Origin of the sequence: Ciceribacter sp. L1K22 (genome assembly GCF_017599385.1) — a bacterium.
Classification (GTDB): Bacteria; Pseudomonadota; Alphaproteobacteria; order Rhizobiales; family Rhizobiaceae; genus Allorhizobium.
In genome coordinates, this window is record NZ_JAGFPK010000002.1 from 882,611 (window position 1) to 900,983 (window position 18,373).

Annotated in this window: 17 protein-coding genes; 4 read left to right on the top strand and 13 right to left on the bottom strand. The window is 59.2% G+C overall.

The genetic code is table 11. The features are described 5' to 3' along the window. Positions 1 to 65 precede the first annotated feature (65 nt). Both J5J09_RS22040 and J5J09_RS22045 read left to right on the top strand, forming a co-directional pair. Positions 66 to 1,283 carry a mandelate racemase/muconate lactonizing enzyme family protein gene (locus J5J09_RS22040; protein WP_208554369.1) on the top strand — a complete coding sequence of 406 codons (1,218 nt, stop codon included), beginning with the start codon at positions 66 to 68 and terminating at the stop codon, positions 1,281 to 1,283. A 12-nt stretch (positions 1,284 to 1,295) separates the two neighbouring features. Next, positions 1,296 to 2,909, top strand: coding sequence for a GMC family oxidoreductase N-terminal domain-containing protein (locus tag J5J09_RS22045; RefSeq protein WP_208554370.1), 1,614 nt, complete (start codon positions 1,296 to 1,298; stop codon positions 2,907 to 2,909). 55 nt (positions 2,910 to 2,964) lie between these two features. On the opposite strand, the gene J5J09_RS22050 is transcribed toward J5J09_RS22045, so the two are convergent. The 8 genes from J5J09_RS22050 to J5J09_RS22085 form a co-directional block, all read right to left on the bottom strand. Continuing rightward, positions 2,965 to 3,372, bottom strand: coding sequence for a F0F1 ATP synthase subunit epsilon (locus J5J09_RS22050; RefSeq protein ID WP_208554371.1), 408 nt, complete (start codon positions 3,370 to 3,372; stop codon positions 2,965 to 2,967). Positions 3,373 to 3,434: 62 nt separating this feature from the next. Beyond that, positions 3,435 to 4,898 carry a F0F1 ATP synthase subunit beta gene (gene atpD, locus J5J09_RS22055; RefSeq protein WP_208554372.1) on the bottom strand — a complete coding sequence of 488 codons (1,464 nt, stop codon included), beginning with the start codon at positions 4,896 to 4,898 and terminating at the stop codon, positions 3,435 to 3,437. Positions 4,899 to 4,923: 25 nt separating this feature from the next. Further along, a complete protein-coding gene (locus tag J5J09_RS22060) occupies positions 4,924 to 5,808 on the bottom strand; it encodes a F0F1 ATP synthase subunit gamma (RefSeq protein ID WP_208554373.1) in 885 nt (294 codons plus the stop codon). A 29-nt stretch (positions 5,809 to 5,837) separates the two neighbouring features. After that, positions 5,838 to 7,367, bottom strand: a complete 1,530-nt coding sequence (gene atpA, locus J5J09_RS22065; protein WP_208554374.1) for a F0F1 ATP synthase subunit alpha — start codon at positions 7,365 to 7,367, stop codon at positions 5,838 to 5,840. Next, positions 7,367 to 7,933, bottom strand: coding sequence for a F0F1 ATP synthase subunit delta (locus J5J09_RS22070; protein ID WP_208554375.1), 567 nt, complete (start codon positions 7,931 to 7,933; stop codon positions 7,367 to 7,369). The genes atpA and J5J09_RS22070 overlap by 1 nt, the downstream gene beginning before the upstream one ends. 262 nt (positions 7,934 to 8,195) lie before the next feature. Then, complete coding sequence (locus J5J09_RS22075) at positions 8,196 to 8,579, bottom strand: DUF4345 family protein (protein WP_208554478.1); 384 nt, start codon at positions 8,577 to 8,579, stop codon at positions 8,196 to 8,198. 98 nt (positions 8,580 to 8,677) lie between these two features. Continuing rightward, on the bottom strand, positions 8,678 to 10,882 hold the full coding sequence (locus J5J09_RS22080) for a primosomal protein N' (protein WP_208554376.1): 2,205 nt from the start codon (positions 10,880 to 10,882) through the stop codon (positions 8,678 to 8,680). Positions 10,883 to 10,954: 72 nt separating this feature from the next. Next, entirely contained in the window at positions 10,955 to 11,866 is a 912-nt protein-coding gene (locus J5J09_RS22085; protein ID WP_208554377.1) for a 1-acyl-sn-glycerol-3-phosphate acyltransferase, read from the bottom strand. 141 nt (positions 11,867 to 12,007) lie between these two features. Here J5J09_RS22085 and J5J09_RS22090 point away from each other — a divergent pair, with 141 nt between their 5' ends. Continuing rightward, positions 12,008 to 12,943 carry a tyrosine recombinase XerC gene (locus J5J09_RS22090; protein WP_208554378.1) on the top strand — a complete coding sequence of 312 codons (936 nt, stop codon included), beginning with the start codon at positions 12,008 to 12,010 and terminating at the stop codon, positions 12,941 to 12,943. 75 nt (positions 12,944 to 13,018) lie between these two features. Further along, entirely contained in the window at positions 13,019 to 14,101 is a 1,083-nt protein-coding gene (locus J5J09_RS22095) for a TraB/GumN family protein (protein ID WP_208554379.1), read from the top strand. Between the two features lie 18 nt (positions 14,102 to 14,119). Here the strand turns inward: J5J09_RS22095 and J5J09_RS22100 are convergent, their stop codons facing one another. From J5J09_RS22100 to odhB, 5 genes are all read right to left on the bottom strand, one after another. Then, the gene (locus J5J09_RS22100) at positions 14,120 to 14,620 is read right to left on the bottom strand and encodes a cytochrome b/b6 domain-containing protein (protein ID WP_208554380.1); all 501 of its coding nucleotides are present in this window, start codon (positions 14,618 to 14,620) and stop codon (positions 14,120 to 14,122) included. 109 nt (positions 14,621 to 14,729) lie between these two features. After that, positions 14,730 to 16,136 (bottom strand): dihydrolipoyl dehydrogenase, encoded by a 1,407-nt coding sequence (gene lpdA, locus J5J09_RS22105; protein WP_208554381.1) that lies wholly within the window; start codon positions 16,134 to 16,136, stop codon positions 14,730 to 14,732. A gap of 38 nt (positions 16,137 to 16,174) precedes the next feature. Further along, the gene (locus J5J09_RS22110; RefSeq protein ID WP_208554382.1) at positions 16,175 to 16,669 is read right to left on the bottom strand and encodes a hypothetical protein; all 495 of its coding nucleotides are present in this window, start codon (positions 16,667 to 16,669) and stop codon (positions 16,175 to 16,177) included. 8 nt (positions 16,670 to 16,677) lie between these two features. Continuing rightward, positions 16,678 to 17,091: an MAPEG family protein gene (locus J5J09_RS22115; protein WP_208554383.1), complete on the bottom strand. Its 414-nt coding sequence runs from the start codon at positions 17,089 to 17,091 to the stop codon at positions 16,678 to 16,680. 13 nt (positions 17,092 to 17,104) lie between these two features. Then, the gene (gene odhB, locus J5J09_RS22120; protein WP_208554384.1) at positions 17,105 to 18,325 is read right to left on the bottom strand and encodes a 2-oxoglutarate dehydrogenase complex dihydrolipoyllysine-residue succinyltransferase; all 1,221 of its coding nucleotides are present in this window, start codon (positions 18,323 to 18,325) and stop codon (positions 17,105 to 17,107) included. Positions 18,326 to 18,373: the final 48 nt, after the last annotated feature.

Genomic DNA, 18,373 nt, shown 5'->3' on the forward strand with positions numbered 1-18,373 from the left:
TCCATAATCGTGGAGTCGATGCCGCGGGAGGGCGCATCGGGATCATGCAATGCCGGGAGATACCGATGAAGATCGCTTCGCTTGACACGCACGTTGTCGCCGTGCCACCGCCCTACATCGGCGGAATGTACTGGATATTCGTCGAACTGGAGACCGCTTGCGGGATCAGGGGTGTCGGCGAGATCTATTCGACCGCCTTCCATCCGACGGGACTGGTCCCGCTGATCGAAGACGTATTCACGCGTTATCTGGAGGGGCATGATCCCCACCGCATCGAGCGGTTCTGGCGAGCAGCCTATTCGAGCGGTTTTACCCAGCGGCCGGACCCAACCATGATGGGGATCGTATCCGGGCTGGAAATCGCATGCTGGGACATCATCGGCAAGTCAGCCGGGCGCCCGGTGGCGGATCTTCTGGGTGGCGTCGTTCACGAGAAGCTGCGAGCATACACTTATCTCTATCCGAAAAACTCCGCAGGGGACTACGACTACAACGACCCGGACCTCGCCGCCGAAGAGGCCGTGCGTATGGTCGAGAAGGGTTTCACGGCACTGAAGTTCGACCCCGCAGGCCCATACACCAACTATTCGGGACACCAGCTTTCCCTCGGCGTGATGGACCGATGCGAGGAATTCTGCCGCAAAATTCGTGCGGCGATCGGAAATCACGCGGATATCCTCTTTGGCACCCACGGACAGATGGTCCCCTCGTCTGCAATCCGGCTCGCCAAGCGGCTTGAGAAATATGACCCGCTCTGGTTCGAGGAGCCGGTTCCCCCGGGCCAGGAGGCGGCGATGGCGGAGGTCGCCCGCGCAACATCCATACCCGTGTCCACCGGCGAGCGGCTGACGACGAAGTACGAGTTTCACCGCGTTCTGCAGGAGGGCGCGGCTTCCATCCTTCAAATGAACGTCGCCCGCGTCGGCGGACTTCTGGAGGCCAAGAAGATCGCGGGCATGGCGGAGGCCTTCTACGCGCAAGTCGCGCCGCATCTCTACAACGGCCCGATCGGGGCGGCGGCCAGCATCCAACTGTCAGCGGCGACACCCAATTTCTTGATTCATGAAGCAATAAAGGACTTCGGCGATTTTCATGGGAAGGTGCTGAAGACCAAATTGCATTTCGACGACGGTTACCTCATCCCGTCGAGGGAGCCCGGTCTAGGCGTGGAACTCGACCACGAGGTCTTACGGCAGCATACGCCCTATAGAGGAGAACGGCTGCACCTGCAGATGGCCGTAGAGCCGGCGGACGTCAAAACCTTCATCGCGGCGAAGGGCTAAGCGGCGGCGGAAATGATCTCTGACTTCATCATAGTGGGGGCCGGCTCCGCAGGCTGTATCCTGGCAAACCGCCTTTCGGAGAACGGCAGATACAGTGTTGTCCTGCTCGAGGCTGGAGGGAGAGACAATTCTTTTTGGTTCAAAATCCCGGTCGGCTACGCCAAGAGTTATTACAATCCATCGGTCAACTGGATGTATTGGACCGAGCCGGAGCCGGAGCTGGATAATCGCCGTATCTACGTCCCGCGCGGCAAGGTACAGGGCGGTTCGGGATCAATAAACGCCATGGTTTTCGTCCGCGGTGCGGTAACGGATTTCAACGATTGGGCCGCAGCGGGAAATCCGGGTTGGGACTACGACAGTATCCTGCCGTACTTCAAGAGATTGGAGACGCATGCCGAAGGTGGTTCCGAATGGCACGGTGCAAACGGACCCATTCATGTAACGCCGATGCGCGGCAGCACGCACGCAGTTAGTGATGCCTTTCTCGCAGGCTGTAAGGAACTTGGGCTGCCGCTCAACGAAGATTTCAATGGGGCGACCATCGAGGGCGCAGGCGTTTACGACATCAACACGCGTCGAGGGCAAAGATCACACTCCAGCGCCGAATATCTTCGCCCGGCGCTGAGGCGCTCTAACCTCACCATCGAGCATCATGCACACGCCCGCAGACTGCTCGTCGACAATCAGGGAAAAGTGGAGGGCGTTGAGGTGTCGCAGAGGGGCGAAGCACGCACCTTCAAGGCCCGGCGCGAGGTTATTCTCGCCACTGGTGCAGTCGGCACCCCGCAGCTTCTGCAGCTTTCAGGCTTCGGTGATGGAGTCCTTCTGTCGCGCCACGGTATCGAGGTGCGTCGAGAACTGCCCGCCGTCGGCCGAAACCTCCAGGATCATCTCTGTGCCAGCTTCTATTACCGCGCCAACTGCCCGACCCTGAATGCAAGTTTCGCAAGTCTCTTCGGCCAAGCCACATTCGCTCTGCAATATCTGCTGACGGGACGGGGCCCCTTCGCAATGAGCGTAAATCAGGCCGGAGGTTTCTTTCGCGGTAAGGCAACAGCGGCACGGCCGAACATCCAGCTCTATTTCAATCCGCTGTCATATCGCATCCCGAACAATCCGAAGGCGGGGCTTAAGCCAGAGCCCTATCCCGGCTTTCTCATTGCCTTCAATTCGTGCCGCCCCACAAGCCGCGGTGAGATCTACATCACATCGCCGGATGCGACGGTGGCGCCGGCAATAAGGCCGGACTATCTTTCGACGGATCACGATATCGACGAGGTGCTGCAAGGCAGCCATCTGGTACGAAAGATCGCAGGGACCACGGCCCTGGGTGCCGTAACAGAGGAAGAGGTCTCTCCGTCACCGGCAGTCGATACCGACGAAAAACTTGTCGACTACTTCAGGGCCAACAGTGGTTCTATCTATCACCTGTGCGGAACCTGCGCGATGGGTCCTGATCCGCAAGGATTTGTCGTGGATTCAAGACTGCGTGTTCACGGCGTGCCAGGTCTTCGGATCATCGATGCCTCCATCTTCCCCAATGTCACGGCGGGCAACATAAATGCGCCGACAATGATGGTCGCCGAAAAGGGCGCTGAAATGATCCTTCAGGATTGGCGCTGACAAAGAAAAAGCCGGACCAACGGCCCGGCTCATATTCACCAGCGACAAGCCTGTATCAAGCCGGAATGATGACGCCGTTGAGGTGCGTCAGTTCCGCCAGATATTGCTCAAGGCGGGTCTTATGCTCGTGATTGTCCGCCTGGTCGATCTCGGCCCTGGCGGCCTCGATCCGCTTCATCAACGTCTCGCGATTGATCTCGCTGAGCGGAACGGCAGATTCCGCAAGAAGGGTACAACCGGTCGGCAGGATGTCCGCAAAGCCGCCAAAAACGACATACTTTTGGACTTGGCCGGATGCAAGCTTCACCGACACAACGCCCGGCTTGATGGTCGTCATGGTTGGGGCATGATTGGCCATGACGGTCATTTCGCCTTCCGTAGCCGGAATTACGACTTCGCTCACCTTTTCGGAAAGCAGCAAGCGCTCGGGCGAAACGAGTTCAAAATTGAAATGGTCGGCCATGACTCTTCACTTTTTTAAAGGAGAAGGAGAGGCGCGCGTACAACGCGCGCCAAGCCTGTATATTAGGCGGCTTCTGCTGCCAGCTTCTTGGCCTTCTCGATAGCCTCGTCGATAGAGCCCACCATGTAGAAGGCCGCTTCCGGCAGATGGTCGTACTCGCCGTTAACAAGTCCCTTGAAGCCCTTGATCGTGTCTTCAAGTGCAACCAGCTTGCCCGGCGAACCGGTAAAGACTTCGGCGACGAAGAACGGCTGCGACAGGAAGCGCTCGATCTTGCGGGCGCGGGCAACGGTCATCTTGTCCTCTTCGGACAGTTCGTCCATGCCAAGGATGGCGATGATGTCCTGGAGCGACTTGTAGCGCTGCAGCGTCGTCTGAACCTTACGGGCCACTTCGTAGTGCTCTTCACCGACAACCATCGGGTCGAGCATGCGCGACGTGGAGTCGAGCGGGTCAACGGCCGGGTAGATACCCTTTTCTGCGATCGAGCGCGACAGAACGGTCGTAGCGTCCAGGTGCGCGAACGAGGTCGCAGGAGCCGGGTCGGTCAAGTCGTCGGCCGGAACGTAGATGGCCTGAACCGAGGTGATCGAGCCCTTGGTCGTGGTTGTGATGCGTTCCTGCATCTGACCCATGTCGGTTGCCAGCGTCGGCTGATAACCCACGGCGGACGGGATCCGGCCGAGCAGAGCGGACACTTCCGAGCCTGCCTGGGTGAAGCGGAAGATGTTGTCGACGAAGAACAGAACGTCCTGGCCCTGGTCGCGGAAGTCTTCAGCGATCGTCAGACCTGTCAGAGCCACGCGAGCACGAGCACCCGGCGGTTCGTTCATCTGGCCGTAAACGAGAGCGGCCTTGGAGCCTTCGCCACCGCCGTGCTTGTTGACGCCCGACTCGATCATTTCGTGGTAAAGGTCGTTGCCTTCGCGGGTACGTTCACCCACGCCGGCGAAGACCGAGTAACCACCGTGCGCCTTTGCGACGTTGTTGATCAGTTCCATGATCAGAACCGTCTTGCCGACGCCGGCGCCGCCGAACAGGCCGATCTTACCGCCCTTGGCATAGGGAGCCAGCAGGTCGACGACCTTGATGCCGGTGACGAGAATCTGAGCTTCCGTGGACTGCTCTACGTAGGCCGGAGCATCCTGGTGGATCGCACGCTTGCCAGCGGTCTCGATCGGGCCGGCTTCGTCGACGGGCTCGCCGATGACGTTCATGATTCGGCCGAGAGTTTCCTTGCCGACCGGAACGGAGATCGGAGCGCCGGTGTCGGCCACTTCCTGACCACGCACCAGACCCTCGGTCGAGTCCATAGCAATGGTGCGAACCTGGTTTTCGCCAAGGTGCTGAGCAACTTCGAGCACCAGACGGCTGCCCTGGTTGTCGGTTTCCAGTGCGTTGAGGATCGGGGGTAGTTCGCCTTCGAACGCCACGTCCACGACAGCGCCGATGACCTGTGTCACCTTGCCGAGAGCACCGGTTGCGGTCTTTGCCGCCTTTGATTTTGGGGTAGCTGCCTTAGCCATGTATCTTACCCTCTTTTCCTTAACCTCAGAGCGCTTCCGCGCCCGAAATGATTTCGATCAGTTCCTTGGTGATCTGCGCCTGACGCTGGCGGTTGTAGTTCAGCGTCAGCTTGTGGATCATCTCACCGGCGTTGCGCGTGGCGTTGTCCATCGCACTCATCTTGGCGCCCATTTCGCCAGCGACATTCTCGAGCAAAGCCCGGAAAATCTGCACGGAAATGTTTCGCGGAATGAGGTCCTCGAGAATTGCACCGGCGTCCGGTTCGTATTCGTAGATGGCCGCAGCGGATCCCTGAGCTTCGGCAGCAACTGGCCCGGCCGTCGCTGGGATCAACTGCTGTGCCGTCGGGATTTGGCTGATGACCGACTTGAACTCCGAATAGAAGAGCGTGCAGACGTCGAACTCGCCCTTCTCGAACATGGCGATGACCTTGCGAGCGATCGCGTCGGCGTTTTCAAAGCCGACCTTCTTCACATCACGCAACTCAACCCGTTCGATAATAAGCGGTCCGAATTCGCGGCGAAGGACATCGTAACCCTTCTTGCCAACGCAGAAGATCTTCACCGTCTTGCCGGCAGCCAGAAGCTTGCGGGCATGATCGCGCGCAAACCGAGAAATCGACGAGTTGAAACCGCCGCAGAGACCGCGCTCGGCGGTGCAGACAACGAGCAGATGCACGTCGTCCTTCCCGGTACCGGTCATCAGCTTCGGAGCACTGTCGTCGCCGCCCACCGCCTGAGCGATGTTGGCGAGCACGGCACCCATCCGCTGCGAGTAAGGCCTGGCGGCCTCGGCCGCCTCCTGCGCACGACGCAGTTTCGCCGCGGCAACCATCTTCATCGCCTTGGTGATCTTCTGCGTCGCCTTGACGGAGGCGATCCGGTTTTTCAGATCCTTAAGTGAAGGCATCCGTTATCCGTCCCTGGCTTGAGCCTCGTTTACGAGAACGACTTGGAGAAAGCGTCGAGAGCCGCCTTCAGCTTGCCCTTCGTGTCGTCGCTGATCGCCTTGTCGGTTCGGATTGCGTCCAGAACTGCCTTGCCTTCCGAACGAAGGTACGTCAGCAGACCCTGTTCGAACTTACCGACATCGCTGACAGGCAGCTTGTCGAGATAGCCGTTCACACCGGCGAAGATAACCGCAACCTGCTCTTCAGTCTTGAGCGGAGAGAACTGCGGCTGCTTCAGGAGTTCCGTCAAGCGGGCACCACGGTTCAGCAAACGCTGGGTCGAGGCATCAAGGTCAGAGCCGAACTGGGCGAAGGCAGCCATTTCGCGATACTGAGCCAGTTCGCCCTTGATCGAACCTGCAACCTGCTTCATCGCCTTGATCTGGGCGGACGAGCCGACGCGCGAAACGGACAGACCGACGTTAACCGCCGGGCGGATACCCTGGTAGAACAAATCGGTTTCGAGGAAGATCTGACCGTCGGTGATTGAGATAACGTTGGTCGGAATGAACGCCGACACGTCGTTACCCTGGGTCTCAATGACCGGAAGAGCCGTCAGCGAACCGGCGCCACGCTCGTCGGAGAGCTTCGCGGCGCGCTCCAGCAGACGCGAGTGCAGGTAGAAAACGTCGCCCGGATAGGCTTCGCGGCCCGGCGGGCGGCGCAGCAGCAGCGACATCTGGCGGTAGGCCACGGCCTGCTTGGAAAGGTCGTCGTAACCGATCAGCGCGTGCTGGCCGTTGTCGCGGAAGTACTCGCCCATTGCGCAACCCGCGAACGGAGCAAGATACTGCATCGGAGCTGGATCGGAAGCGGTCGCCGCAACAACGATGGAATACTTCAGGGCGCCGCGCTCTTCGAGAACCTTCACGAACTGTGCAACAGTCGAACGCTTCTGACCGATTGCCACGTAGACGCAAAACAGCTTGTCCTGGTCGGGACCGTTGTCGTGGATCGGCTTCTGGTTCAGGAACGTGTCGAGGATGATCGCGGTCTTGCCGGTCTGGCGGTCGCCGATGACGAGCTCGCGCTGACCACGACCGACCGGGATGAGCGCGTCGATGGCCTTGAGGCCGGTCGACATCGGCTCATGGACCGACTTGCGCGGAATGATGCCCGGAGCCTTTACGTCGACGCGTGCGCGCTGCTTGGCATTGATCGGGCCCTTGCCGTCGATCGGATTACCGAGCGCGTCGACAACGCGGCCAAGCAGTTCCGGACCGACAGGAACGTCCACGATGGCACCAGTCCGCTTGACGGTGTCACCTTCCTTGATGTCGCGGTCAGAACCGAAGATAACGACGCCGACATTGTCGGTTTCGAGGTTCAGCGCCATGCCGCGGATACCGCCCGGGAACTCAACCATTTCGCCAGCCTGAACATTGTCCAGACCGTAGACGCGGGCAATACCGTCACCGACGGAAAGCACCTGGCCGACTTCGGACACTTCGGCTTCCTTGCCGAAGTTCTTGATTTGATCTTTCAGAATTGCGGAAATTTCCGCGGCGCGGATATCCATCAGCCAACCTCTTTCAGTGCAAGCTTAAGGGTGGAAAGTTTCGTGCGAAGAGACGTGTCGATCTGGCGCGAACCGACCTTTACGATCAGCCCACCCAGGATCGATGGATCGACTGTGACAGACACTGCCACGTCCTTGCCGGTCACGCCCTTCAGCGCGTCCTTCAATTCTTTTTCCTGCTCCGCAGTGAGCGAATGAGCAGACGTTACTTCAGCGGTGACCTCGCCCCGGTGACGCGCAGCAATCTGCCGATAGGCGGAGATCATACCGGAAACGGCAAACAAGCGGCGATTACCAGCGACCACCTTCAGGAAGTTGGCAACCATCGCGCCAAGACCAGCCTTTTCCGCCAAGGCGGAAATCGCGTTCAGTTGATCCTCGGCGGAAAACACGGGACTCAAAACGAGACGCTTCAGATCGTCGCTGGACTGGATCATAGCCTCAAAGCGACCGAGATCGGCGCCGACAGCATCGACGGCATTGGCTTCAAGCGCGAGCTCGAAAAGCGACGAAGCGTAGCGCTCGGCAACACCGGAAATGAGCTGGGATGTGTCTGCCACGGGCAAAAATTTCCCTGTTTATGATCCAAGATTTCAAGTCGCCCCGCATGGACGACTTATGAACTTGAAATCGTTTGTTTTTCCCCCAGAAGCGCAGAGGTCGCCCTCTTGCGTTTTCCGAATTTCGCGGTCCGTCTAGCATAGGAAGTCTGGACTCGCAACACGCGTAACACCGGAATAAGCCTTTAGGAGAAGGCTTATGACGCAAAATGCGGCGGTGCGACATCTGATCGCGTCAGCACTGCTGAAAAGGGTCGGCGAGGCTCAGTCAAAACAGCTGGAAAACATAACTCAACGGCAGGAAAGCCAAGGCGATCTGCACAACCAGAAGAAGGTAGTTTCGCATCTCGTTTGCTCCGTCCGACATCAGCGACAGAATGCGCGCAAAAGCGGAAAATGCAAAGGCAGCTCCCAGCGTTAGATAGATCCAGTCCTGCGCCAGCAGGATAGCGGACAGACCGCAGCCGACGTAAAAGCCACCGGTCGATCGGACTTCGCTGAATCCCTGATTTCGCGGTTCGCGCGGCTGCAGGCCGAGGAACGACATCGCCAAGCCAGGTGCGAGCATGATGAGGAGGCCAAAGACGATAGTGCCGGCCGCGCCAATAAAAGCAAGCCGTTCCCCCAGTTCCGTTGGAAAATAGAATTCCACTTCAATCCCCGACAATTTGAATGTTCTGGCGAGCAGGCAGCCATGGACTCGCACGCAACTTCGCATCGCCATTAGGGACTTGCGCTCCGTCCTGTCAACTAAAGGAAGCTCTGGGGGTCTATGTCCAGTTGAACGTGGATGGATCGCCTTTCTTTCGGCCCTCGTTCCAGCATCGCGCGAAGAAATGACTGGATGTCACTGTTGCGGCGCCCGTGGACAAGCAATCTGAAACGGTACCGCCCTCTGATAAGTGCGAGGGGTGCTTCGGCCGGCCCGAGAACGGAGATGCCGGCCTCGACAGGAGCCGCCTGGCGCAACTGTCGAGCATGCGTTTCAGCATCGGCACGATTGTCCGCCGACACAATGATAGACGCCAGCCGGCCGAACGGCGGCAACGCGGCGCGCTCGCGTTCCTGAACCTCCCGGTCATAAAAAGCTTCGGCGTCTCCCTCGACCAGGGCCTGCATCACGGGATGCTGCGGCTGGTAGGTTTGCAGAAGACCATGGCTTTTCCGCCCTGTGCGTCCGGCCCGCCCGGTCACCTGGGAGAGAAGCTGGTATGTCCTTTCCGCCGCACGGGGATCACCATTGGCAAGACCGATATCGGCATCGACGATCCCCACGAGCGTCATGAGCGGAAAATTGTGGCCTTTCGCAACCAGCTGGGTTCCGATGACGATATCGGCCTCGCCTTTCGCTACCGCTTCGAACTCCAGTCGCATCCGTTTCACACCGCCGATATCGGAGGAGAGCACAAGGGTGCGTGCATCGGGGAAATGTTTCTCGACCTCCTCGGCGATGCGCTCGACCCCAGGGCCACAGGCTACGAGGTGGTCGAGTGTGCCGCATTCAGGGCACGCGTTCGGCGTCGGTTCCGCATACCCGCACTGATGACACTGAATCTGACCGCGAAACCTGTGTTCCACCAGCCAGCTGGAGCACTGAGGACATTGGAACCGGTGACCGCAAACCCGACAGAGCGTGAGCGGTGCATAACCTCGACGATTGAGAAAGAGGAGCGATTGTTCCTTCTTCTCCAACGTCCGGCCGACGGCGCGTAGCAGGATCGGCGAGAGAAAACCGCCGCGTTCCGGCGGATGACGCCGCATGTCTATGAGGTGGAGATCCGGCAGAGCTGCTGCGGCGTAACGGGTCGGCAGGTGAATACGGGTATAACGTCCCTGCAGGCAATTGACCTGGCTCTCGACCGATGGCGTCGCCGAGACGAGCAGGATCGGAAAACCGCCGATCCGGGCACGAACGACCGCCATGTCGCGCGCATTATAGAAGACACGGTCTTCCTGTTTGAATGCGGGATCATGCTCCTCGTCGACGACGATAAGCCCTAGATCATGAAAGGGAAGAAACAGCGCGGAGCGGGCTCCGGCTACCACTCGGACATCGCCTGTCGCCGTCTGGCGCCAGACCTTTTCGCGCGTTCGCGCCGCAAGCTCCGAATGCCACTCCGCAGGCTTTGAGCCGAACCTGTCCTGGAACCGTTCCAGGAAATCCGCCGTAAGCGCGATCTCAGGCAGAAGAATCAGGACCTGCTTCCCACGCCTCAATGTCTCGGCAATAGCCTCGAAATAGACCTCGGTCTTGCCGGATCCCGTTACGCCATCAATCAGAGTGACAGAAAAGCCATCGGCTATGGCGTCCTCGAGTATGGCATCCGCGGCGTCCTTCTGCTCTCCATCGAGACGCGATGCCGCGTAGTCCGGATCGGGTTCAGCGACAATCGGCGGAGGCGGCAGAAAGACCGTCTCGAAAACCCCCTGTCCCACGAGCCCATCGATAACGCTCAGAGAAACACCGGCCGCATGCGCGAGCCCGCTCCGCGTCCAACTCAGGCCATCGCCCGCCAGTTCCAGTACCTTTTTACGCGCCGGTGTTATCTTCTCCGGCTCGACGCCGGAGAAGCGCAGCCCCTCAAGCATTGGCTCGGGATCGAACGCGTTGGGGACGCGCAATGCCATGCGCGCAACAAGACCGGGAGGCGAGAGGGTGTAAGCCGAAACCCAATCGAGAAACGCACGCATTTTCTCATCAAGCGGCGGGCAATCGAACAAACGCTCGATCGGTTTCAGTTTCTTTTCATCGACGGGTTTCCCGCCATGGTCGTCCCAGACGACGCCAATGACCTGCCGAGCGCCCAACGGCACCTGCACGATAGTCCCGGGGCGAACCTTTGCACCGTCCGGGACACGATAGCTGTAAGGCACCGGCGCAGGCATGGGTACAAGCACCGGCACGGACAGCGGTGTTTTATCGGCGGGGAATAGCTCGGGAGAATCGTCCTTCATCAGGCGAGCAACTTGCCTTCACCCTTCGAGAAAGGAAATGAAAATCGTCACCTCGAAGCATGGTGGCGAAAGTCAGCTTCCGTTGAGGGGCCGGAAAACGCTATCACCATCGTGCGCCAAGGCATGAACCGTATGGCTCTCCAGCGCCTTGGTAACGTCGGCAAGGTCGCCTTCCAGCGCCATCGGTTCGATCATCTGGCCGACTGTGAACTCGAAAAGGTCACCCTTCTTGTTTAGCAGTTCGTAGAAAACCGTCATATCCCGCAATTCGGTCGACCACTTCGCGAACCAGTAGAAGAGCCCGGAATTGCGAGCCTTCATATGGACGGGCAGAATCGGCAATCCATACTTGCGAGCCATACCGACGGCGGATGTTTTCCAAGGTCTTTCGTTGAGCCTGCCATCGGCCCAATACGCAATACGGCCCGAGGGGAAAAGGATTGTGGCCTTCTGCTCCTCGATCGCGCGGTTGGTGACTTGCAAGGTCTCACGCGCTTTCAGCTTGCTCTTCAGTTCCTCTCGCCACTCGACAGGAATGACGATTTCGACGAGCCTCGGATTGACGCGGATGGCATCCCGGTTGGCAAAGAACATCATGTCGGGCCGACGCTCCTTGAGCAGGTCGAAGACCGCCACTCCGTCGGCAATACCGGTCGGGTGGTTGCTGACCATGATGAAGCCGCCCGAAGCCGGAATGCGGTTTACATTGCGAACCTGGATGTCGAGCCGCAGAACATCGCTCAAGTACTCGAATACCTGAAATCCCGACTTGTTGGAGACAGCGTCCGCGAACTCGATCGCCTTGCCGTAGCGCAGCAGACTGTAAAGGAAGGGACGCATCACCGGCCATAGCGGATGCCGGACGATCTTCTGGCCACGCTCGGCGATCAGCTCATCGACGATATGGCCTGGCTGCCCTTGAGAGACGAGGGAAATTGTTTCGGCAAACTGCCCGAACATTGTCGTCGTGTCGCGACGAGCCATGGAAAACCCCGATGGTGTGTGTTCAGACTCTATCTCAAGTCAATATGATCCGACGATGACGACGCCGGCGGATATTAGCATTTATCTAACGGTCGTGGCGCACAGTGGCCCAGCCCTAAGTCGATGTAAAGAGAGGAAGACTTGGACGAATTGGTGACCCTTGCGAGTGACGATCTGCGCCTTGAGAGGCAGCAGTGGCTTCAGAGCCTTGCGGGCGAGAGGCGACTGGCGCGATTGACGCTAGATGCGTACGAGCGCGACACCCGGCAGTTTCTCCAGTTTCTGGGGCTGCATCTGGGAGGCCCTCCGGCGCTGGAGGATATTCGTCAACTGCGCCCCGCAGATCTGCGAGCATTTCTGGCGTCGCGCCGGAAAGGTGGTGCTGGTGCCCGTTCGCTGGCGCGTCACATGGCGGGTATACGATCACTGCTGCGGCACCTGGAAAAGAAGGGTCTTGTCAACGCGGCCGGGGCAAGTGCGATCCGGTCGCCGCGACAGCCAAAATCACTCCCCAAGCCTCTAACCGACGCGCAAGCCATCGCCGTCGTGGAAAGTCATGTGCAACCTCATGAGGAGCCCTGGATCGCGGCCCGCGACGCTGCCGTTCTGACGCTTCTCTATGCTTGCGGACTGCGCATATCCGAGGCACTCGGCCTGAGACCCTCGGATATTCCTGACGGAACAAGCACTCTTAGGATCGTGGGAAAAGGCGGCAAGACGCGCGTCGTGCCGGTGCTTCCCATCGTCAACACGGCTATCGCCGAGTATCGGAGACTGTGTCCCTATCACCTGCCGGACAATGCCCATCTCTTTCGCGGAGCGAAGGGTGGGCCGCTTCACGCGGCGATCGTCCAGAAGGGGATGCAGGTCCTCCGCGGCGCGCTCGGTCTGCCGGACAACGCCACGCCTCATGCTTTGCGTCACTCTTTCGCCACGCATCTCTTGGCGGGCGGCGGCGACCTTCGAACGATCCAGGAATTGCTCGGACACGCAAGCCTCTCGACAACCCAGGTCTACACGGGCGTCGATTCGAACAGGCTGCTCGAGGTCTATCGCCTCGCGCATCCGCGTGCCTAGAGGAGTTAACCAATCCCGTTAAGACAACATGAGCGCCATGGGATGTAGTTTGCTACATCGCAAAGGGATTACTGCATGATCGTCAGCACAATCGAGCAAGCGTTGAACCAAGGGACGCGAAGAGCAGCCGACGTCATTTTATGGCTCATGGCTGCGCTCCACGTCGCAATGGTCGCTAGCCTGCTGGTCGTCCTCACCTTCGCCGGTTCTGCGCGCGCCGACGACCAGACCTGTCGCGGCAGGAATCTTCTTCGGCAGCTGGAAACTGAAAACAAGGCGGCCTTTGACTCCCTGGTTGACGAAGCTGCGGAAGTCCCGAACGGGAAAGGTCTTTTCTGGCAAGTAGAGAAGCCCGGCACGCCGCCTTCCTGGCTCTTCGGGACAATGCATGTAACAGATCCACGAGTTCTCGCCATGCCCAACGCCGCGCGTGATGCCCTTATGAAGGCTTCAACAGTGGCGATAGAGTCAGACGAGATTCTCGACGAGAAAAAGGCCATGGCGGCCATGCTTATGAAGCCCGAACTGTCGATGTTCACAGACGGATCGACAATCGTCGATCATCTCGACGACACCGATGCGAAGATACTTGAGGAAGGTTTGCGAGACCGGGGCCTGTCTCTTGCGGCAGTCTCGCGGATGAAGCCTTGGATTCTGGCGGGCTTCGTTGCCCTTCCCGCTTGCGAACTTGCCCGCAAGGCGTCGGGTGCCTCGTTCCTGGACAAGAAGATCGCCGAGGATGCGGTCGCGGCAGGAAAGACGGTCAAGGGATTGGAAACCCTTGAGGAACAACTGGCGGCCATGGACGAACTTCCGCTTTCCTTCCATATCGAAGCATTGCTGGAGACACTCGCGCTCGGCGACCGTATGCAGGATGTCATGTCGACAATGACGGATCTATACGTCAGCGGAGACATCGGCATGACCATGCCGATGTTAAAAGCGGTGACGGATTCCCACTCCGGTTCCGACGGTTCCTACGCTGCGTTTGAACAGCGCATCGTGACCGACCGCAACCATGTTATGGCGAACCGGAGCATGCCGATCCTGAAGGAAGGAAATGCGTTCATCGCAGTTGGAGCACTGCATCTGCCTGGCGAAGAAGGCCTGGTCGAACTCCTACGAAAGCAGGGATTCACCGTCAGTCTGGTAAACTGAAGCGAGCTTCTCTGTGCCTTAGCCCTTGATCATCCTCTGGGCAACCGGCGTTTTCCAAACGAACTGATGAACGAGCACCGCGCCGATGTGAGCGATGATCAGCAGCCACATCAGTAGCTTAATTGGACCGCCATGCAGCCCTCCCGCTGTTTCAATCCCACCATAGTAAGCCAGCGCACCGCTGATCGGCATGACGAAGAAAAGCGCATAGAAGGTGCCGTGAGCGACCTTGGCGGCAAGTTTGCCGAGGGGCGGCTCCTCGGCAGGCGCATCGGGAGCACCGTGCGTGAACCGCAGGAGAAGACGCACCACCGCGAGGCACAGCACCGCGATGCCGACATAGGCGTGAATATTCGCCGATGCCATCACGTCTGGCGATGGGGACTGTCCCTCCTCAAGCATCTCCATCAACTCCTCCATCGCGTCGGCGAACAGAAGATTGAAGATGATGAGGGCAGCCATCAACCAGTGGATCAAACGCTGGGGAACGGAATAAGACGTTACGAGAGAGAACGCCATTTTCTTGCCTTTTGTCAGCTATCTGGGGCAACTACGTCCACATAATAAAAGCCGCAGCTTATGAAGCAAGCTGCGGCTTTTATTCTAGAAGAAATAGACTTCAGAAGGATTACATATGAATTGGCTTAAAGAAGGTCGCAAGAGCGGCCTCCTTCACAGCCTCAGACATCGTCGGATGTGCGTGGCACGTACGCCCAAGGTCCTCGGACGAGCCGCCGAATTCCATCAGCACGGCGATCTCGTGAATCATCTCGCCAGCGCCAAGACCGACAATGTGCCCACCAAGAACCCGGTCGGTATCCTTGTCCGCAAGAATCTTGACGAAGCCATCGGTTGCGAGCATGGCGCGAGCGCGGCCGTTGGCGGTGAACGGGAACTTTCCGACTTTGTAGGAGATGCCCGCAGCCTTGAGTTCTTCCTCGGTTTTGCCGACGGAGGCGACTTCAGGCTGGGTGTAGACGACGCCCGGAATGACGTCGTAGTTTACATGACCGTGCTGGCCGGCGAGGATTTCCGCGAGCGCAACGCCTTCGTCCTCGGCCTTGTGCGCGAGCATGGGGCCTTTCACGACATCACCGATCGCGTAAATACCAGCGACATTGGTCTTGAAGTGACCGTCGATTTCGACACGGCCGCGGTTGTCGAGCGCAACGCCAACAGCCTCGAGGCCCAGACCTTCGGTATAGGGCTTGCGACCCGTGGCAATCAGAACCACATCGGCGTCGAGCACCGTCGCATCTCCACCCTTTACAGGCTCAAACGTTACTTTCGCTCCGGACCCGGCCTTCGCAACCGCCGTGACCTTGGCACCCAGATGGAATTCCATGCCCTGCTTTGCAAGCATGCGCTGGAACTGCTTCGACACCTCCCCGTCCATGCCGCCAAGGATGTTGTCCAGGTATTCGACGACCGTCACCTTCGCGCCCAGTCGCTGCCAGACGGAACCAAGCTCAAGGCCTATCACGCCACCGCCTACGACGACCATCTTGCCGGGAACCTTGTCGAGGGAAATTCCGCCGGTAGAGGAAACGATAATCTTTTCGTCGATGTCTACCTTGACGCCCGGGATACCGGCCACATCCGAACCGGTGGCGATGACGATGTTCTTCGCTTCCAGTTCCTGAACCTTGCCATCGTCGCCGGTTATGGACACCTTGCCGGCGGCAGCGATTTTGCCCGTGCCGATAAACCCGTCGATCTTGTTCTTCTTGAACAGGAAGGCAACACCTTCGACGTTCGATTTGATCGTCGCCTCCTTGTGCGCCATCATCTTTTCGAGGTTCAGTTTCGGCGCCGCGACTTCGACGCCCAGCGCTTCCATCCCATGCGCAGCCTGATGGAACATCTCCGATGCATGAAGCAGGGCCTTTGACGGAATGCACCCGACATTGAGGCAGGTTCCGCCGTAGGTAGCCCGCTTCTCCACGACAGCGACTTTCAAGCCAAGCTGAGCGGCCTTGACCGCACAGACATAACCGCCGGGGCCGGAGCCAATTACCACTACGTCATAAGCCATGGTTCGTTCCTTTACGTGTTCTTGCATCCGCCGCGAGGCTACGATGCACAGCGTTTGAATTCGAAGACATCCCAAGGGGCAGTGTCGCGACCGGCCTCTACACGGGAGGCCATCACAGCCGGTCCGAAACCTGGCAGCAGGATCGCATCAGGCGCGTCAGCGCCCTCCGGCGGAATGAGATCGACGCGGCCAGTCGCTTGGTCGATTCCGTAGGGAATACCCTTCCAGACCGTACAAGCGTCAAGGTCCGCTCCGGTGACATCTCCTTCGGGACAGTTGTTCATCAACATACCGACCTGACGCTCTATCTCGGGATCGAACATCACATGCCCCTCAAGCTTCGCGTCACCAACGGTGCTGTTGAAGCCGTGCGTGACGGGGGTATTCTCACCGCTTGCCGCGAAGAACGTCAGCTCGATGCCGGTCTCCGCTTCGCCATAGATCGCCCTTTCAATCTTGCAATCGGCCGACTGGGCGGCAACAGGAAAGGCGAGAGCGCAGATAACAACCGACACAGCCGACGAACCCGCCATCACCCACCTCAGGATACGAGTTCCAGGAACATCAATCCCAACCCCGCCATTGAAGCGAGCCAGACGATCGAGCGGATATAGGGTACGCCCGCTAGATAAAGCGGATAATACCCAAGGCGGGCCACAAACCAGACCACAGCGCCAGTCAATCCCAGACCGTCGACCTGATCAGTGAACAGCAGTCCGGCCGCGAGGGCCACGAAAGCCGGATACGTTTCCTGAAAGTTCGCCGACGCCCGAGAGGCTCGCCCCGCGAGCTTTCCGGAGGGCTGTCTCTCGTCATCGCGGGGGCCGGCGTTCCATGCCGTTCCAAGCTCCTTGGTCGCCAGAACGCCCTGGAGCAGAATGTGCGCCAACAGAAGGACGACGCTCCACGCGAGCAGCAGAACGAGAGGTGAATCGGCAACGGAAGCCGGCTCCATCGGGGTGTCTCCCTCAGAGATCCAGAACCAGACGCTCCGGATCCTCAAGGCTTTCCTTCACGCGCACCAGGAATGTCACCGCTTCCTTGCCGTCGACGATGCGGTGATCGTAGGAGAGCGCGAGATACATCATCGGACGGATGACGATCTGGCCGCCGACGACGACCGGACGCTCCTGGATCTTGTGCATGCCGAGGATACCCGACTGCGGTGCGTTCAGAATCGGCGAAGACATCAGCGAACCGTAAACACCACCATTGGAGATGGTGAAGGTGCCACCCTGCATGTCGGCCATGGAGAGCTGACCGTCACGGGCAGCCTTGCCAAGGCGACCGATTTCCTTCTCGATCTCGGCGATCGACATCTGGTCGGCATCGCGGACGACCGGAACGACGAGTCCCTTGTCCGTGCCGACAGCAACGCCGACATGGCAGTAGTTCTTATAGATGATGTCGGTGCCGTCGATTTCGGCGTTGACGGCCGGCAGTTCCTTCAGCGCATGCGTGACGGACTTGGTGAAGAAGCCCATGAAGCCGAGCTTTACGCCATGCTTCTTCTCGAAGATGTCCTTGTAGCGATTGCGCAGGTCCATGACGGCCTTCATGTCCACCTCGTTGTAGGTGGTGAGCATGGCAGCCGTGTTCTGGGCGTCCTTGAGGCGCTTGGCGATCGTCTGGCGCAGGCGGGTCATCTTCACGCGCTCTTCGCGCGAGGCGTCGTCGGCCGAAGAGGCAGGGCGCGGTGCGGAAGCGACCGGTGCCGGCGCGGACGATCCCTTTGCGATCGCCGCGAGGACGTCGCCCTTAAGAACCTGGCCACGCTTTCCGGAGCCATCGATGTCCGCGGTCGAAATATTATTGTCTGCAGCGACCTTGGCCGCGGCTGGAGCAGCCGGCATAGCGGACGCGACGGGCGCGGGGGCCGCCGCGGCCGGTGCAGCAGCCGGAGCCGGAGCCGCTGGAGTGGCGGCAGACGGAGCGGCAGCCGAAGCGCCGGCCCCTTCGGCGATCTGGCCGAGAAGCGCGCCAAGACCGACGGTCTCGCCATTCTGTGCAACAATCTCGGTAAGGACGCCCGAAGCAGGTGCGGGCACCTCGACGGTTACCTTGTCGGTTTCGAGCTCGACAATGGGTTCATCTGCCTTGATGGTATCGCCAACCTTCTTGAACCAGGTACCGACGGTCGCTTCGCTTACGGATTCGCCCAGGGTTGGGACGCGGATTTCAGTGGCCATTTGTCAATTCCATTGATCAGGTCAGTTGTCGATAATGATCGTGTCGGG